We start from the raw sequence: 16,506 nt of genomic DNA on the forward strand, positions 1-16,506 counted from the left end.
GCGGGAGGCCCGGGGCGGACCGGCTGTCGGTGCTCTGTCGGTGGTTTGTCGGTGGGTGCTGTCACTCTTCTGGCATGACGCGAATCAACGACATCCCCGGCGGCGCCGGAAGCGCCGTCACCGTGAGGGGACTGGTCAAGCACTACGGCGAGACCAAAGCACTGGACGGCGTGGACCTCGACGTACGCGAAGGCACCGTCCTCGGCGTGCTCGGCCCGAACGGCGCCGGCAAGACCACCCTCGTCCGCTGCCTCTCCACGCTCGTCGTCCCGGACTCGGGCTCGGCCTTCGTGGCCGGGTACGACGTCGTGAAGCAGCCCCGCCAGCTCCGCCGGGTCATAGGCCTCACCGGGCAGTACGCGGCCGTGGACGAGAAGCTCTCCGGCCGCGAGAACCTGTACATGATCGGCCGGCTCCTCGACCTCTCCCGCAAGGAGGCCAGGTCGAAGGCGGACGCCCTCCTGGAGCGGTTCTCGCTCACCGAGGCGGCGGCCCGCCCCGCCAAGACGTACTCCGGCGGCATGCGCCGCCGCCTCGACCTCGCGGCGTCGATGATCGGCAGCCCCTCCGTGCTCTACCTGGACGAGCCGACCACCGGCCTCGACCCCCGCACCCGCAACGAGGTGTGGGCCGAGGTCAAGCGCATGGTCACCGACGGCGTCACCGTGCTGCTCACCACGCAGTACATGGAGGAGGCCGAGCAGCTGGCCTCCGAGCTGACCGTCATCGACCGCGGCAAGGTCATCGCCAACGGCGGCATCGACGAGCTCAAGGCGAAGGTCGGCGGCCGCACCCTGCGCATCCGCCCGGCCGATCCGCTGGAGCTGCGCCCGCTGGCCGCAGCGCTCGACGAGATGGGCCTGACCGGCCTCGCCACCTCCACGGTGGACGCCGAGTCCGGCACGGTCCTGGTGCCGATCCTCAGCGACGAGCAGCTCACCGCCGTGGTCGGCGCGGTCACCGCGCGCGGCATCACGGTCGCCTCGATCAGCACCGAACTGCCCAGCCTGGACGAGGTGTTCCTCTCCATCACCGGTCACAAGGCCAGCGCCCCGCAGGACGCCCGCCCCGAACTCGAGGAGGTCGCCGTATGAGCAGCGCCACTCTCACGCAGCCCCTCCACACCGGAGAGGCCGACGCCCGCATCGGTCTGCGCGACCACGTGCGCCACACCGGCGCCCTGGTCCGCCGCAACCTCCTGTGGATCCGCCAGGACCCGGAGTCGATGTTCGACGCGGTCCTGATGCCGATCGTCTTCACGCTCCTGTTCGTGTACGTCTTCGGCGGCTCCATCGGCCAGGCCCTGGGCGGCGGTCAGGACCAGTACGTGCAGTACGTGGTCCCCGGCATGATGGCGATGATGAGCATGAACATCGCCATGGCCGTCGGCACCGGCTTCAACCAGGACTTCCAGAACGGCATCATGGACCGTTTCCGCACCCTGCCGATCGGCCAGGGCTCGGTGCTCTTCGCCAAGATCGTGGTGGAGCTGATGCGGCTGCTCATCGCGACGACGATCATGATGATCGTCGGAGTCCTCGTCGGCTTCGACATCACGAACTGGGGCGGCCTGTTCGCCGCCGTGGGTCTCTCCGCGCTGTTCGGCACGTCGATCATGTGGATCTTCCTGGTCCTCGGCGTGACGATGAAGAGCGCCCAGTCCGTGCAGGCGATGGGCTTCCTGGTCCTGATGCCGTTGCAGTTCGGTTCGTCGATCTTCGCGCCGACGCAGTCGATGCCGGGCTGGCTCCAGGGCTTCACCGACTACAACCCGCTGTCCGCGCTCGCGGACTCCGCGCGCGGCCTCATGGTGGGCGGCCCGGTGGCGCACGACGTCTGGGTCACGGTCGCCTGGTCGGCGGTGCTCACCCTGACGATGGCACCGATCGCCATCCACAAGTTCCGCACCAAGAACTGAGCACGGGCCGGTCAGCCGATGTACCGGTCGCAGAGGGCGGCGGCCTCCTCCACGGAGAGGCCGCCGCCTTCCGCGTACGCGGCCTCGTACGCGGTGTCACCCAGTGCCCCGCGCGCCGACTCCACGGCGGCCGTGCGGATCTCGCGCTCCGCGGCGGGCGCGAAGTGGCCGGTCGGCAGCTCACGGTCGGCGGCCGCGACCATCCGCGCCGCGTCAGCGGCGTACCGGCCGCCGTCGAGCGCGGCCAAGGCGCGGGCGGCGGTGGTGAGATGAACGGAGGTCATCTGCGGCGCCATCATCTTGCTGAGCGGATCCAGGGACTTGTCGAGTGCGGCGCGCGCCGTGGCGAGCGCCTCGGCGTTCCGGCCCTCCACGGTGTCGATCCAGGCCTGGGCCCCCAGCATGAAACCCTCGAAGATGACGAAATCGACGGCCTTGAACTCCTCCTGGAGCAGCCGGAGTTGTTCACGCGCCTCGACCGTGCGGCCGGTGCGGGTGAGTAGGTCGACGAGGAAGAAGCGGGCGGCGGGCATGGACTCGCCGTTGCTGCTGGTCACGCCGTCCCGCTCCATGACCGCCCAGAGCAGCTCCTCGCCCCTGGCCAGTTCGCCCGCCTCGGCCAGCACCGCCCCGAGCCGGGCCGTGAGCACGCTCGCCTGCGCGGGGGCGCCGAGCCGCTCCGCGTGCTCGATGGCGGCGCCGAAGTCCTCAGCGGCCAGGGTGTACCGGCCACGGCGCTCATGGGCCTCGCCGCGCGAGGAGAGCGCCTCGGCCATGCCCCACACATCGCCGAGCCGGGTGAAGATCTCCAGGGATTCGTCGGCGTCACGGCGTGCGTCGCCCGCCCGGTCGGCGCGGTTGGCGAGGATGTTGGCGCGCTGCTGCAAGGACGCGGCGAGCTCCCAGTCGTACCCCCGCTCGCGGCAGGTGGCGATCGTCGCGTCGATGATGTGGTGCAGCTGGTCGATGTCGCCGTCGAGCAGCACCGCGAAGAACCACAGGCTCCCCGGCGACCAGCAGGTCTGCGGCAGGCCCGGTCGGTACGCCTCCCTGATGCCCGCGAGTTTCTCGACGGACTCCGGTGTGTGCCAGGCCTCCAGGTTCATGTCCATGCAGGAGAGCTGGATGAGGTGGACGCCGCGCCGGGCCTCCTGGAGCACTTCGGGGCGCATGGGCGGCGGGTTGTCCGTGCAGCGTTCGTAGAGGGGTTCCACCGGGGTCACGGGACGCGCGAAGGGGTCGGGGCCCAGGGCGACGACGTCACGGGACCAGTTGCGGATCTCGACGCGCAGATCGCGGATGGTCCAGTACCAGGACAGGGAGAGGACCAGGCAGAGCGCCTCCTGCTCCTCCTTGGCGGCGACGGCGTGCCGCAGGGCGGTGCGCAGGTTCTCGTACTCGACCTCCAGGCGTTCGACGGCCTCCCGCTGGCCGCCGCCCCGCAGGCGCGGCTCGGTCAGCCGGGCCAGCTCGCGGAAGTAGCCGAGGTGGGCCCGCTCGGCGGCCTCACGGTCCCCCGCGTCGTCGAGCCGCTCCCCCGCGTACTCGCCCACGGTTTCGAGGAGCCGGTAGCGCATGACGCCCTGCGGCGAAGGGGCGGCGACGACGAGGGACTTGTCGACCAGGGACCCGAGGACGCCGGCGACGTCGGCGGCGTCAGGGGGCCGCGGTCCCGCCGGGTCACCGGTCCCGGCGGACTCGGCCGTGGCCCCGCACACCTCCTCGGCCGCGGCCAGGTCGCAGCCGCCCGCGAAGACGGCGAGGCGGCGCAGGACGGTGCGCTCGGCGGTGTCCAGGAGGTCCCAGGACCAGTCGACGACCGCGCGCAGGGTCTGCTGGCGGGGCAGGACCGTGCGGGCGCCGTTCGTCAGGAGGCGGAAGCGGTCGTCGAGGCGGTCGGCGATCTGCCGGGGGGTGAGCATGCGCAGCCGGGCCGCGGCCAGTTCGATGGCGAGCGGCAGGCCGTCGAGGCGCCGGCAGATCTCGGCTGCCGCCGCCGGGTCGTCCGCGACGCGGAAGCCGGGGCGGGCCGCGGCGCCGCGGTCCGCGAGCAGGCGCAGCGCGATCGGCTCCGGCAGCGGTTCCACGGGGTGCAGCAACTCGCCCGGTACGCCCAGGGGTTCACGGCTGGTGGCCAGGACGGTGAGGCCGGGGCAGTGGGCGAGGAGCCGGTCGGCGAGGTGGGCCGCGGCGTCGATGACGTGCTCGCAGTTGTCGAGGATCAGGAGCATGCGGCGGGGCGCGCAGTGCTCGGTGAGGCGGAGCACCGGGTCGTCGCCGTGCCGCTCCGACACCGCGCGCAGCTCTTCGGCGCCCGCGCCGCGCAGCACCGTCTCGCGGGCGCCGAGCGCGGTCAGGACCGCTTCCGGCACCGCGTCCGGGTCCTCGACCGGCGCGAGTTCGGCCAGCCACACGCCGTCGGGCACGCCCTCGGCATGGGCCTCCGCGGCCTCCTGCGAGAGCCGTGTCTTCCCGGCGCCGCCGGGCCCAAGGAGCGTGACGAGGCGGGCCCGCGCGAGGTCGCCGCGGATGGCCTCGATGTCGTCCTCGCGGCCGACGAAGGAGGTGAGCCTGGCCCGCAGGTTGCCCTGCGGTCTCCGGGGCGGCCGGGTCCGGGCGGGAGCCGCCGGTGGCGTGGTGTCCGCCCGCAGCAACTCCTCGTACAGGGCACGGAGTTCGGGCCCCGGATCGGCTCCGATGCGCTCGGCGATGAGGGTGCGCACCTCGTCGTACGCGGCGAGGGCCTGCGCCGGGCGGCCCGCGTCGCGCAGGGCCCGCAGCCGCAGGGCCTGGAGCGGCTCGTCCAGGGGGTGGGCGTCGCACAGGGCGGCGAGTTCGGGCAGGATCTGCTCGGCCCGCCCGAGGGCGAGCGCCGCGGCGAGCCGGGCGCGGCGGGCCTCCAGGCGGCGGGACTCCCAGCGGGCCGCGTCGGCCGTGCGGTCCGGCAGGTCGGCGAGCGCGGGGCCCTGCCAGAGGGCCAGCGCGTCGTCCAGGACGGCCGCGGCCTTGGCCGCGTCGCCGTCCCCGAGGGCGTCGGCGCCCTCGGCCGCGAGGCGGTCGAAGCGGTGCAGGTCGACGTCGTCCGGGGCGGCGCACAGCCGGTAGCCGCCGTCCTGCGAGGCGATCGCGTCGGCGCCGACGGCCCGCCGCAGCCGGCCCACCAGGGCCTGTAGCGCGCCGGTCGCGTCGGCCGGCGGGTCCCCGCCCCACACCTCGTCGACGAGCACGGCCGCCGGGACGGCCCGCGGGACGCGCAGGGCGAGGACCGTCAGGAGAGCGCGCAGCCGTGAACCGCCGACGGCTATGGGGATGCCGTCGGCGTGAAAGGCCTGGGTGGTGCCGAGAATGCGATAGCGCACGGGGTCCATTGTCTCCGGAGTAGGCGGACGGCTGCACGGGGCGCTGGGCCGGGCCGGATCCCGCGGGGGAGCACCGACCGGGCCACGGCCGTCCTCGCCCGGGGGACGGGGCGGACCGCCGGGCATGCCGTGTCCGGACCGCACCGCGTCCGGCGCCACCGCCTCCCCCGCCGTCTTCTGCCCCGTCGAGAACGATGCCCCCCGGTCCTCCCTCTCCCGGTCGTCGTCCGTCACGTTCCCCAGCGCCATGCCCCCACCCTCCCCGGAACTCCCTGCCGAGTGCGAGACGTTTTAGCCGTACGCCGGGGTACGGTCCCGTACGACAACCGGCCCGCCACCTCCAGGAGCCCCGCGCCATGACCACCGCTCCCACCCGCAGCAGCGACCGGCGGATCAGCCCCGTCTTCCTCGGGATCGCCGCCGTCACCGCGGTCTCCGGCTGGGCCGCATGGACGGGATTCGCGGACAATCCCGGGCTCGCGGTCTTCCTCTTCGTGACGGCGGCCTGGATCGTCTCGCTCTGCCTGCACGAGTACGCGCACGCCCGCACCGCCCTGCACAGCGGCGACATCTCCGTGGGCGCGAAGGGCTATCTCACCCTGAACCCGCTGAAGTACACGCACGCGCTGCTCAGCATCGTGCTTCCGGTGCTCTTCGTGATCATGGGCGGGATCGGTCTGCCCGGTGGCGCGGTCTTCATCGAGCGGGGCCGCATCCACGGCAAGTGGAAGCACAGCCTGATCTCGGCGGCGGGCCCCCTCACGAACGTGCTCTTCGCGGTCGTCTGCACCGCGCCGTTCTGGCTCGACGCGCTCTCCGGCGTCCCGGACGTCTTCCGCTTCGCGCTCGCCTTCCTGGCCCTGCTCCAGGTGACGGCCGCGATCCTGAACTCGCTGCCCATCCCGGGCCTGGACGGCTACGGCGTCCTTGAGCCCTGGCTCTCGTACAAGATCCGGCGCCAGGTGGAGCCGTTCGCGCCCTTCGGCCTGATCGCCGTCTTCGGCATCCTGTGGATCCCGGAGGTGAACGGCGCCTTCTTCGACGCGGTCGACGCGCTCTTGCGGGGGCTCGGCGTGGGTGACCTGGAGACCTACTGCGGTCAGGACTTCTACCGCTTCTGGGACGGCGACCCCAGCCAGTACTGCACGCTCAACCCGTAGGGGCGCCCGTGTTCCGCTCTGCCTTCGCGCGGCGCAGGTAGTACCACGCCATGTTCGAGGACAGCCCGGCGAGCAGCACCCAGATGACGCCGATCCAGTAGCCCTGGACGAAGGAGACCACGGCCGCCGCGACGGCGAGGGCGCAGACCGTGAGGGCGTAGAGAGCGAGGCGGGGCATGGGGGTCGGCTCCTGTCGGGGGTAGGTCCGCTGGCTGGCGGGCGCCGCGCGCGGCGGTGTCCGCCACCAGTGTCCCCCATGCCCGCTACGTCCTAGACGTCGGTCACGCGAAGCCCCGCGTGCGCCTTGTAGCGCCGGTTCACGGAGATCAGGTTGGCGACCAGGGACTCGACCTGGTGCGCGTTGCGCAGGCGTCCCGCGAAGACGCCCCGCATCCCGGGGATCCGCGCGGCCAGCGCCTGGACGACGTCCGTGTCGGCGCGGGCCTCGCCGAGGACCATCACGTCGGTGTCGATCTCCTCGACGGACTCGTCCTGGAGCAGCACCGCCGACAGGTGGTGGAAAGCCGCCGTGACCCGGGAGTCCGGCAGCAGGGCGGCGGCCTGCTCGGCGGCGCTGCCCTCCTCGGGCTTCAGGGCGTAGGCGCCCTTCTTGTCGAAGCCGAGCGGGTTCACGCAGTCGACGACGAGCTTGCCGCTCAGCTCCTCGCGCAGCGCCTCCAGGGTCTTGCCGTGCCCGTCCCACGGCACGGCGACGATCACGATGTCGCTGCGCCGCGCGCACTCGGCGTTCTCGGCGCCCTCGACGCCGAGGCCCAGCTCGTCGGCGGCGGCCCGCGCGCGCTCGGCCGCACGCGAGCCGATGATCACCTTCTGGCCGGCGCGGGCCAGGCGGTAGGCGAGGCCCCGGCCCTGGTCGCCGGTGCCGCCGAGCACGCCGACGACGAGCCCGGAGACGTCGGGCAGCTCCCAGGGATCCTTGGCCGGAGGCTTCTGCACACTGTCGTTAGAGGTCATGCGGCCGACCTTACTCACCGCCCGGTCACCGTCCGCGTCAGACCAGGGCCTCCACGGGTATCCGCCGGAAGGTGATCGTCTCGTACGCGCCGAAGTCCCCCGTCTCGTGGAGGAGTCCGACCGTCGCCTCGTCGACGCGGACGAGATCGGAGTACGCGGCGGGCAGCCCGTCCACGGTGTACGCGTCCTGCCAGGTGACACCTCCGTCGCGGCTGCGGCGCACGGTCATCAGGGCGCGGAAGCCGGGGTCGGCGGGGCCGGAGAAGAGCAGGACGTCCGGCGTGCGCAGCTGGAGGACGCTGCACTCGACGACCGGTCCGACGAGGCCGGCCTGCGGCCGGAAGGGCTTGAGCAGCTTCTGGCCGCCGTCGCGGGAGTACGCGTCGGCGCGGGTGCCGGGGGACGGCGAGTCGTTGCGGGTGTTGAAGTAGATCCGCCCGTCGGGGAGTTCGGCCGCGGTGGTCTCGTTCACGTTCACGTAGCCGTCGGTGTTGTCGTCGACGTAGCCGATGCGCCACGTCTGGCCGCGGTCGTCGCTGAGCAGGCAGTGGCCGCCGTTGTACTTGCCCTCGGTGCCGTCGTCCGTGCCGGTGGGGGGCAGGGAGTGGTTGGCGGGCACGACGACCCGGCCGCTCGCGGGACCGCCGGTCAGCTGGATCGCGTGGCCGGGCGTGGTGGCGTACCACCGCCAGTTCGCCTTCTTCACCTGCCCGGTGATCTCTCTGGCCGTCGACCAGGTCAGCCCGTCGTCGTCGCTGTGCCGCACCCAGATCCGCCGGCCGTTCGCGGCGGAGACCGTGCCGCGCCGGATGGCGTCCTCGGTCGCTGCGGCGGCGTTGCGGACGTGGACGAGGAGGATGCGGCCGGTGTCGAGGACGACGGGGGCGGGGTTGCCCGCGAGGTTGGCGCCGTTCTGGACGGCGACCTGGAGCGGCCCCCAGGTGCGGCCGCCGTCGGCGGACCGTTTCAGTACGACGTCGATGTTGCCGAAGTCGGCCTGCGAGCCGACTCTTCCTTCGCAGAAGGCCAGCAGGGTGCCGGCGGCGGAGCGGACGACGGCGGGGATCCGGAAGCTCGCGTAGCCCTCGCGGCCGGCACGGAAGGGAACGCTTGTCTCATCAGCCATCTCCGGCCTGTCCCCAGCCCGGGCGAAATCCCGGTGAACTCCGCCTGACGACTCGCCGGTTGAGGCAGGATGCGACCGCATGGACGCCGTACGGGTCGCGCTGCTGCGCGAAGTGCTCGCGGGAACCGAGTGGGTGGGCGCGACGCGCCGCTTCGCGGGGACGCTGCGGTCCTCCGTGGTGCCGCACGGGGGCGGGCTGCTGCTCGTGGGCACAGAGGAGTACGAGCCGTGGCACCTGGCCGCGCATCTCGTGGACGAGGCGGCGTGGTCCGGGACGCCCGAACTGACGCCCACGCTCGTACGGCACCGGGTGCGGGAGGGTGATCCCGCGCATCTGTCGACGGGGCTCGGCCGGATCGAGGCGGCGCGGCGCGGGGAGACCCTGCTCGTGGTGGCGCCGGACTCGCCCGCGGGGGCGCCGGGGGCGCAGCTGCTGGAGCGGGTGCACGACGCGCGTGCGGCGGGGGCCACGGTGCTGGCCCTCGGGTCGGGGGACGGGGATCTCGGGGCCCTGGCGCACGAGGCGCTGGCCGTGCCCGAGTCGCCAGAGCTCGACCTGGACATGGTGCAGCACCTGGTGAGCGCGGCGGCCGGGGAGAACTCGCTGCCCGCGGCGCGGGGCCGCCGCCGTCTCCGTGACCGCCTCTCCCGCCTGGCCGACCAGCTGACGTCCCCACCACCGGCCCGGTGGTGACCTCCTGCCCCCGGTGGGGGCAGGCGTCCCGCCGGGAGAAATCAGTTGCCCTGAGGGTCTTGTCCCGCTGAGCATGGGCTTTCGTGTCCATCTCCTCCGTGCTGCCCGATCTCTCCCCCTGGCGTTCCACCCGTGACTTCCGGTTGCTGTGGGTGCAGGGGCTCGTCACCACCTTCGGCAGCTTCATGGCCCTGGTCGCCCTGCCGCTCCAGATCAAGGACCTCACCGACTCCCCGCTCGCCGTCGGCGCGATGGGCGCGGTCGAGCTGGTCCCGCTGGTCGTCTTCGGGCTGTACGGCGGAGCGCTCGCCGACGCCGTCGACCGGCGCAAGGTGATCCTTTTGACCGAGGCGGGCCTCGGTCTGCTGGCGGCCGTCCTCCTGGTGAACGCGCTGCTGCCCGAGCCCCTGCTGTGGCCGCTGTACGTGGTCGCGGCAGGAGTCGCCGCGCTCGCGGGGCTGCAACGCCCCGCGCTGGAAGCCCTGATGGCCCGTATCGTCCCGCACGACCACCTCACCGCCGCCGTGGCGCTCAACTCCCTGCGCTGGAACGTCGGCGCGATCGCGGCCCCCGCGCTGGCGGGCCTGGTCGTGGCTTACGCCGGGCACGCCCCCGCGTACGCGGTGACGGTGGTCTCCTTCGCCGTCTCCGTCGCCCTGTGCACCCGCATCGCGCCCGCGCCTCCCGCGCACGACGCGGAGAAGCCGTCGCTGCGGGGCCTCGCGGAAGGCGCGCGGTACGCGTGGTCGCGGCCGGTGCTGCTCGGCACGTACGCGATCGACATGGTCGCGATGTTCTTCGCCTTGCCGAACACGATCTTCCCGTTCCTCGCGGAGGAGCTGGACGCGGAGTGGTCGCTCGGCCTGATGTACGCGGCGGGGGCGGTCGGCTCGCTGCTGCTGAGCCTGACCAGCGGGTGGACCTCACGGGTGCGGCGGCACGGGCTGCTTGTCGTGTTCGGCGCGGCCGGGTGGGGGCTCGCGATCACGGCGGCGGGGTGGTTCGGGAACGTCTGGCTGGTCCTGGTGTGCCTGGCCCTGGCGGGCGCGGGCGACATGCTCAGCGGGCTCGGCCGCTCCACCATCTGGAACCAGACGATCCCGGACGAGCTGCGGGGCAGGCTGGCCGGCATCGAGGTGCTGTCCTACAGCGTGGGCCCGCAGCTGGGCCAGGTCCGCGCGGGGGCCGCCGCCGGCTGGACGGGCACCCGCACCGCCGTCTGGTCCGGCGGCCTGGCCTGCGTGGCCTCGGTCGCCGCCCTGACGGCGGTCCTGCCGAAGCTCCTGTCGTACGACGCGAGCACGGACGAGGACGCCGCACGCCGCCGGGAGGTCTCCACCGCCGGGTGAAACCGCCCCCGGGAGGGGCCGGCCGACCCCGGCGGGCCCGGCGGCGGGACAGGACGGCAGACCCGGCGGCGGGACAGGACAGCGGGACAGGGCGACAGTCCCGGCCGGCCCGCGGCTCACGCTCCTCGCCGGCGCACGCTCCTCGCCGGCTCAAGCTCCCCCGCGGCTCAAGCCCTCAGGCCCCGCCGCCCCTGTCGTCCTTGTCGTGCCACTTCGGGTCCGTCTCCCATTCGAGGTTCCGCTCGGCGGCGGTCTCCATCGCGTGCTGGGCCTCCTCGCGGGAGCCGTAGGGCCCGAAGCGGTCCTTGCCCGGACAGTCGGGGCCCTCCTCGACCTTCTTGTGCTCCAGGCAGTAGTACCACTCGCCCGGTTTTCCGACGGTCCGTCTCTTGAACAGCGGCATGGTCTGCTCCTCTCTCTCCCGCCATGCTGCCCCACCACCCCTGGTTAGACTCGCTGGCATGTCTGGCCAGTCACTGCTCGTCCCAGGGGAGCTCTCCCCCATCCGCCCCGTTCCGGGCCACATCAGGCGCCCGGAGTACGTGGGGAAACCCGCGCCCACCCCGTACACGGGGCCCGAGGTGCAGACCCCCGAGACCATCGAGCTGATGCGCACCGCGGGCCGTATCGCCGCGCGCGCGATGGCCGAGGCCGCCAAGCACATCGCGCCGGGGGTGACCACCGATGAGCTGGACCGCGTCGCCCACGCGTACATGTGCGACCACGGCGCCTACCCCTCCACGCTCGGCTACCGCGGCTTCAAGAAGTCGCTGTGCACCTCCGTGAACGAGGTCATCTGCCACGGCATCCCGGACTCGACCGTCCTGAACGACGGCGACATCGTCAATCTCGACGTCACCGCGTACATCGGCGGGGTGCACGGCGACAACAACGCCACGTACCTGGTCGGGGACGTCGACGAGGAGTCCAGGCTGCTCGTCGAGCGCACCCGGGAGTCCCTCGACCGCGCCATCAAGGCGGTCAAGCCCGGCCGCCAGATCAACATCATCGGCCGCGTCATCGAGTCGTACGCCAAGCGCTTCGGTTACGGCGTCGTCCGTGACTTCACCGGCCACGGCATCAACACGTCCTTCCACTCCGGCCTGATCGTCCCGCACTACGACAGCCCGCACGCCACGACCACGATCAAGCCCGGCATGACGTTCACGATCGAGCCGATGCTGACCCTGGGGACGCACGAGTACGACATGTGGGAGGACGGCTGGACCGTGGTGACCAAGGACCGCAAGCGCACCGCGCAGTTCGAGCACACTCTCGTGGTCACCGACAGCGGAACCGAGATTCTCACGCTTCCCTGAGCCCGGAGCGGGTAGCGTTTTTACCGACAGGACGTCGGGAACCAGTTGACTTAGGTAAGCCTAACTTGGATGATCGGTAGCGGTCGCACTGGTTCCCGCCTTTCGTCGGGATTTTTCGCGTTATCCGCTTTCCTCGGCTTCGGAGGTCCCTCATGGATCCGTTCTCCACGGTCATCCGCACCGCGTCGCACGAACAGCACACGGAGGCGGAGACCTCGACGTTCATGGGCGACCTCCTCGGCGGCCGGCTCGGCGTCGACGCGTACGCGCGCTACACCGAACAGCTGTGGTTCGTGTACCGCGCCCTGGAGGACGGCGCCGCCGCACTGAAGGACGACCCGGTCGCCGGACCGTTCATACGGCCCGAGCTGCTCCGCGTCACCGAGCTGGAGCGGGACCTCGCGCACCTGCGGGGCGCGGGCTGGCAGACCGAGGCGACCCCCCTGCCGGCGACCAAGGCGTACGCCGCCCGGGTCGCGGAGTGCGCCCGCGAATGGCCCGGCGGTTATGTCGCCCACCACTACACCCGTTACCTCGGCGACCTCTCCGGCGGCCAGATCATCCGCGGCAAGGCGGAGCAGACCTGGGGGTTCGCCCGCAAGGGCGACGGCGTCCGGTTCTACGTCTTCGAGGGGATCTCGAACCCCGCCGCGTTCAAGCGGGGCTACCGCGAGCTGCTCGACGGCCTGGGCGAGGTCGTCCCGGACGAGCTGGAGCGGCAGCGGATCGTGGACGAGTGCAAGCGCGCCTTCGCCCTGAACACGGCCGTCTTCCGTGAGCTGGGGGACGAGTTCCCCCTCTCCGCCTAAGAGCCGCCGCCCCCGCGGGGGACCCCGCCCTCAGACGCCGGACGAGCCGAAGGAACGCAGCCCGTCCGGCGTCTGGCGTACGCGTCCGCCCACCTCGATCACTCCACCGGGCCCCGGCGCCGTGAGGATCTGCGAGCCGCGCCCCTGCGTGATGTTGAGCGCCCGGCCCAGCCGGGCGGACAGGAGCAGCGCCGCCGCCCCGGTGGCCTCGTCCTCCCGGATGCCGTCGTCACGGCCGGGGAAGGCCCGCGCGCGTACCCGCCCCGCGGCCTCGTCCTGCCACGCCCAGGCGTAGATCCACTCCCCCGGCGGCGGCACGTCCAGCGCGTCCACCTCGGCGGGGGTCGCGTAAGCGCGCAGGGTCCGCCCCGGCGCCCACTCGGGGCGTGCCGCGATCCAGTTGAACTCCCCGTCCTGGCGGGCCTCCACCACCCCTGCGGGCGTGACCAGTTCGGGGACGTCGAGCAGCCAGGACGTGCCGACGCAGGGGTGTCCCGCGAAGGGCAGCCGCAGGGTGGGCGTGTAGATGTCGATGACCCCGCGTTCGGGGTCATCGACGAACACCGTCTCGCTGAAGCCGAGCTTCGCGGCGATCTCCTGCCGCTCGTCCCGCCCGGGGACGCGGGTCCCGTCGCGCACGACACCCAGTTCGTTGCCGTGCCGGCCGTCGGGCCCGCAGAAGACCCGCAGGACGTCGAGTCCCTCAAGTGGTTCCGTCACCCGGGCATTGAAGCATCCTCAGGAAGTGCGGCGCCGGGCCACGAAGACCGCTCCCGCGCCCGCGACGACGATCGCCCCCGCGGTCCCGAGCAGCGCACCCGTCGGCACCGACGAGCCGGTGGAGGCCAGCGAGCCCCCCGTGCCGCCACCCACCGTGCCGCCGCCGAGCGCGGCCGAACCGCCACCGGTGGTGCCGGAGCCGGTCGAGCCGCCCGTCGAGCCGCCGTCCGGCAGCTTCGCGCCCTCGGCGACCGAGAGCGCCACCGTCACGGGGTCGATCGCGTCGCCCTCCTTGTAGCTGGACGGCGCGTCCTCGCTCTCGAACTGCTCGGCGCCGGCCGCGGTGAACGCCGCGGGCACCTTGTCGAGCACGACGACGTCGTCCTTCGCCGCGTACGACGCCTTGGAGAGGTCGAGCGTCGCGAACCTCACGTCGTTGTTGGTGCCCTGGGGCGTGGTGACGTCCACGGTCAGCGTGCCCTTGGCGCCGTCCGCCGCCACCTTGATGTCGCTGAACTTCATGTCGATGCCGTGCGCCTTGTACGCGAAGCGGACGGCGCCACCGAAGGACGCGTTCAGCTTCTTCGCCTCGCTGTCCACGTCGCCGTCGGCGTACGGGAAGTCGTAGCCGCTGTCGTTCTTCTCGGCGCCGCCGGAGAGCGTGGCGCCGCCGCCGGACTCGATGTAGCGGCGGAAGCTCTCCTTCACGCCCCAGGTGAGCGAGCCGTCGTGGACCTCGCCCGCGGGCTTCTCGGTGCCGGACGTGGCGGTCGGCGTCGGCGTCGCGGTGGGCTCGGCCGTGGGCTTGGGGGTCTGGGTGGGCTTGGGCGTCGCGGTGGGCTTGTCCGTCGGCTCGGGCGTCTGTGTCGGCTTCTCGGTCGGGGCGCCGCCCGCCTTCACCGAGAGCGTGGCCGGGTCGAGCTGGTCGCCCTCCTTGTACATGCCGTTGAAGGCCTTGGCGCCGTCCGCCGTCAGCGTCGCCGGGATGTCCTTGAAGGTCATCGCGCCGCCCTCGCCCTGGCCGGGCCTGATGCCGGTCAGGTCGAGCTCGGCGAGGTCTATGTCGTTCTGCACGGCGCCGTTGAGGCTGACGTCGGCCTTGATGGCGCCGCCCGTGCCCTCGGTGCGGAGCCTGACGTCGGAGAGCTTGATGTCGAAACGGTGGGCCGTGGAGGAGAAGCGGACGCCGCCCTTGAAGGCGGTGTCCGTGGCGTGCGTCCCGGTGTCGTAGGTCCCCGTGCCGCCGGTGAAGGTGAACACCCCGTTGCCGGCGGCCTGCTGGGCGCCGTCCGTGGCCTCGATCTTGCCGACGGCGGCACCGGTGACGTACTTGCGGAAGGACTCCTTGAAGCCCCAGTCGAGCGTGCCGTCCTTGAGCTCCAGCTTCGGAGCCGCCGCGGCGGCTCCGTCGGCGGCGAGCGCCGGAAGGGTCAGGGCGGTCGCGCCGAGTGCGACGGCGGTCGCGACGGCTGCCGCGAGGGTCAGGGGACGGCGGGTGGCGGCCATGGGCGGTCTTCTCCTTGGAGAGAGGTGACGGTGAAGAGAGGTGAAGAGAAAGGGGGGTGGTGCGGTGGTGGTCAGGAGTCCGGGCCGGTGGCGTCCGTCGCCGCGCGCTTCTTGCGCACGACGCCGAACGTGACCGCCGCGGCGAGCAGGACCGCCACGCCCGCTCCGATGCCGATCGGCACGGCGGGCGACGAGGAGTCGGAGGCGTCGGCGGCGTTCTGCGTCGTCGGCGAGTCCGACGCCTTCGGTCCGGCCTTCTTCGCCTGCGGTGCCGGGCTCGCGGAGGAGCCGAGGTCCGGCAGCGCGGGCAGCTTCGCGTCGGCGTCGAGGGCGACGGCGAGGGAGAGCGGGTCCATGGCGGAGCCCGCCTTGTACATCCCGCCGAACGCCTTGGCGCCGTCGGCGGTGAGCTCGCAGGGCACTTCGGTGAGGGAGACGAGCCCGTCGGCGGGCTTCAGGTCCTTGGCCGGGAAGGTGACCAGCGGGGCCTTCTTGAGCGTGACGCCCTCGCCGCCCTTCTTGCCCGAGGCCTTGGCGCCTGATCCCGCGCCGCCCGAGCCCTTGCTGTCGACGTCCGCGAAGAGCGTGCCCTTGCCGTCCTTCACCCGGACGGCGACCTCGCTCAGGGCGAGGTCGAGGCCGTGCTCGCCGGTGAAGCGGACCGTGCCCGCGAAGTCCGCGTCGAGGCGCTGCTTCTTCTCGTCGTACGTGCCCTTGCCCCGCGGGAAGCGGAAGAGCGCGCCCCCGTCCTGGGCCCCGGCGCGGAGTGTCCACTCGCCCCGGGCGATGGAGCCGGTCACGTACTCCCGGAAGGTGCGGCGCACGCCCCAGTCGACGGCGGCGTCCTCGATCCGGCCGGTCTTGGCCTTCTTGCCGGACTCCGCGCTCTTCGAGGGCTCGGGCGAGGGCTTCTTCGACGCGCCGCCGGTGCCGGACCCCGCAGTGAGGTCGGTGGACAGGCTCACGCGGTCCAGCTCGGTGCCCGCCATGTAGTACCCGGCGAAGGCCTTCGCGCCCTGCGAAGTGAGCGTCGCCGGGAGGTTGCTGAGGGCGATCGGCCCCGAGCCGCCCTTCATGTCGATGCCCGCCATGCCGAGGGTCGCCAGCGGCACCTGGGCGCTGGACGTGACCTTGCCCGTGCCCTTCTCCTTGCTGAGCATGTCGGCGTAGAGGGTGCCCGAGCCGCCGGAGATCTTGACCGTGGGGCGGCTGATGGTGAGGTCGAGCTCGTACGAGCTGCCCTTCTTGTGCCCCAGGAAGTGCACTCCCCCGGAGAACCCGGCGCTGAAGGCCCCGCTGTCCGGGTCGTACGAACCCTTCGCCGAGTGGAAGCGGAACTGGCTGCCGCCGACCGTGGCGGCGCCGCCCTGGAGGGTGGAACTCCCCTGCGCGATGGGCCCGGTGACGTAGCTCTGGAAGGAGGATTTGATGCCCCAGTCGAGCCGTCCGCCCTGGACCGTGCGGTCCTCGGCGTGCGCGGCGGCCGTGGGGAGCAGGGCTCCGACGAGTGCGGTGAGCACCGCCACGGCTCCGGCACGGGCGGTGGCTCGCGCCTGTCTGGACGACGACAT

15 protein-coding genes are annotated in these 16,506 nt (G+C 72.5%); 7 read left to right on the forward strand and 8 right to left on the reverse strand.

Going from position 1 to position 16,506, the window contains the following annotated elements:
- The first annotated feature begins 74 nt into the window (after positions 1 to 74).
- On the forward strand, positions 75 to 1,094 hold the full coding sequence (locus QBL25_RS14065) for an ATP-binding cassette domain-containing protein (protein ID WP_409057380.1): 1,020 nt from the start codon (positions 75 to 77) through the stop codon (positions 1,092 to 1,094).
- Complete coding sequence (locus QBL25_RS14070) at positions 1,091 to 1,918, forward strand: ABC transporter permease (protein ID WP_409057381.1); 828 nt, start codon at positions 1,091 to 1,093, stop codon at positions 1,916 to 1,918. Before QBL25_RS14065 ends, QBL25_RS14070 begins: the two co-directional genes overlap by 4 nt.
- A gap of 11 nt (positions 1,919 to 1,929) precedes the next feature.
- On the opposite strand, the gene QBL25_RS14075 is transcribed toward QBL25_RS14070, so the two are convergent.
- Entirely contained in the window at positions 1,930 to 5,286 is a 3,357-nt protein-coding gene (locus tag QBL25_RS14075) for a BTAD domain-containing putative transcriptional regulator (protein ID WP_409057382.1), read from the reverse strand.
- A gap of 347 nt (positions 5,287 to 5,633) precedes the next feature.
- Here QBL25_RS14075 and QBL25_RS14080 point away from each other — a divergent pair, with 347 nt between their 5' ends.
- Positions 5,634 to 6,437: a site-2 protease family protein gene (locus QBL25_RS14080; RefSeq protein ID WP_409057383.1), complete on the forward strand. Its 804-nt coding sequence runs from the start codon at positions 5,634 to 5,636 to the stop codon at positions 6,435 to 6,437.
- On the opposite strand, the gene QBL25_RS14085 is transcribed toward QBL25_RS14080, so the two are convergent.
- From QBL25_RS14085 to QBL25_RS14095, 3 genes are all read right to left on the reverse strand, one after another.
- Complete coding sequence (locus tag QBL25_RS14085; RefSeq protein ID WP_409057384.1) at positions 6,427 to 6,615, reverse strand: hypothetical protein; 189 nt, start codon at positions 6,613 to 6,615, stop codon at positions 6,427 to 6,429. The genes QBL25_RS14080 and QBL25_RS14085 overlap by 11 nt on opposite strands.
- A 92-nt stretch (positions 6,616 to 6,707) precedes the next feature.
- Positions 6,708 to 7,412, reverse strand: a complete 705-nt coding sequence (npdG, locus tag QBL25_RS14090) for an NADPH-dependent F420 reductase (protein ID WP_409057385.1) — start codon at positions 7,410 to 7,412, stop codon at positions 6,708 to 6,710.
- Positions 7,413 to 7,449: 37 nt separating this feature from the next.
- Positions 7,450 to 8,538 carry an exo-alpha-sialidase gene (locus tag QBL25_RS14095; RefSeq protein ID WP_409057386.1) on the reverse strand — a complete coding sequence of 363 codons (1,089 nt, stop codon included), beginning with the start codon at positions 8,536 to 8,538 and terminating at the stop codon, positions 7,450 to 7,452.
- Between the two features lie 79 nt (positions 8,539 to 8,617).
- On the opposite strand from QBL25_RS14095, the gene QBL25_RS14100 reads away from it, so the two are divergent.
- Entirely contained in the window at positions 8,618 to 9,232 is a 615-nt protein-coding gene (locus QBL25_RS14100; protein WP_409057387.1) for a hypothetical protein, read from the forward strand.
- Positions 9,233 to 9,315: 83 nt separating this feature from the next.
- Entirely contained in the window at positions 9,316 to 10,581 is a 1,266-nt protein-coding gene (locus QBL25_RS14105; protein WP_409057388.1) for an MFS transporter, read from the forward strand.
- A gap of 175 nt (positions 10,582 to 10,756) precedes the next feature.
- Here QBL25_RS14105 and QBL25_RS14110 read toward each other — a convergent pair whose 3' ends face one another.
- Positions 10,757 to 10,984 (reverse strand): hypothetical protein, encoded by a 228-nt coding sequence (locus QBL25_RS14110; protein WP_409057389.1) that lies wholly within the window; start codon positions 10,982 to 10,984, stop codon positions 10,757 to 10,759.
- Positions 10,985 to 11,042: 58 nt separating this feature from the next.
- Between QBL25_RS14110 and map the strand changes: the two genes are divergently transcribed.
- Both map and QBL25_RS14120 read left to right on the forward strand, forming a co-directional pair.
- A complete protein-coding gene (gene map / locus QBL25_RS14115; RefSeq protein ID WP_409057390.1) occupies positions 11,043 to 11,900 on the forward strand; it encodes a type I methionyl aminopeptidase in 858 nt (285 codons plus the stop codon).
- Between the two features lie 152 nt (positions 11,901 to 12,052).
- Positions 12,053 to 12,709, forward strand: a complete 657-nt coding sequence (locus QBL25_RS14120; protein ID WP_409057391.1) for a heme oxygenase (biliverdin-producing) — start codon at positions 12,053 to 12,055, stop codon at positions 12,707 to 12,709.
- Between the two features lie 30 nt (positions 12,710 to 12,739).
- Here QBL25_RS14120 and QBL25_RS14125 read toward each other — a convergent pair whose 3' ends face one another.
- The 3 genes from QBL25_RS14125 to QBL25_RS14135 form a co-directional block, all read right to left on the reverse strand.
- Entirely contained in the window at positions 12,740 to 13,429 is a 690-nt protein-coding gene (locus tag QBL25_RS14125; RefSeq protein ID WP_409057392.1) for a PhzF family phenazine biosynthesis protein, read from the reverse strand.
- 18 nt (positions 13,430 to 13,447) lie between these two features.
- Entirely contained in the window at positions 13,448 to 14,935 is a 1,488-nt protein-coding gene (locus QBL25_RS14130; RefSeq protein WP_409057393.1) for an HtaA domain-containing protein, read from the reverse strand.
- Positions 14,936 to 15,006: 71 nt separating this feature from the next.
- The gene (locus tag QBL25_RS14135; protein WP_409057394.1) at positions 15,007 to 16,506 is read right to left on the reverse strand and encodes an HtaA domain-containing protein; all 1,500 of its coding nucleotides are present in this window, start codon (positions 16,504 to 16,506) and stop codon (positions 15,007 to 15,009) included.

Source organism: Streptomyces sp. SYP-A7185 (genome assembly GCF_046103685.1).
Lineage (GTDB): Bacteria > Actinomycetota > Actinomycetes > Streptomycetales > Streptomycetaceae > Streptomyces.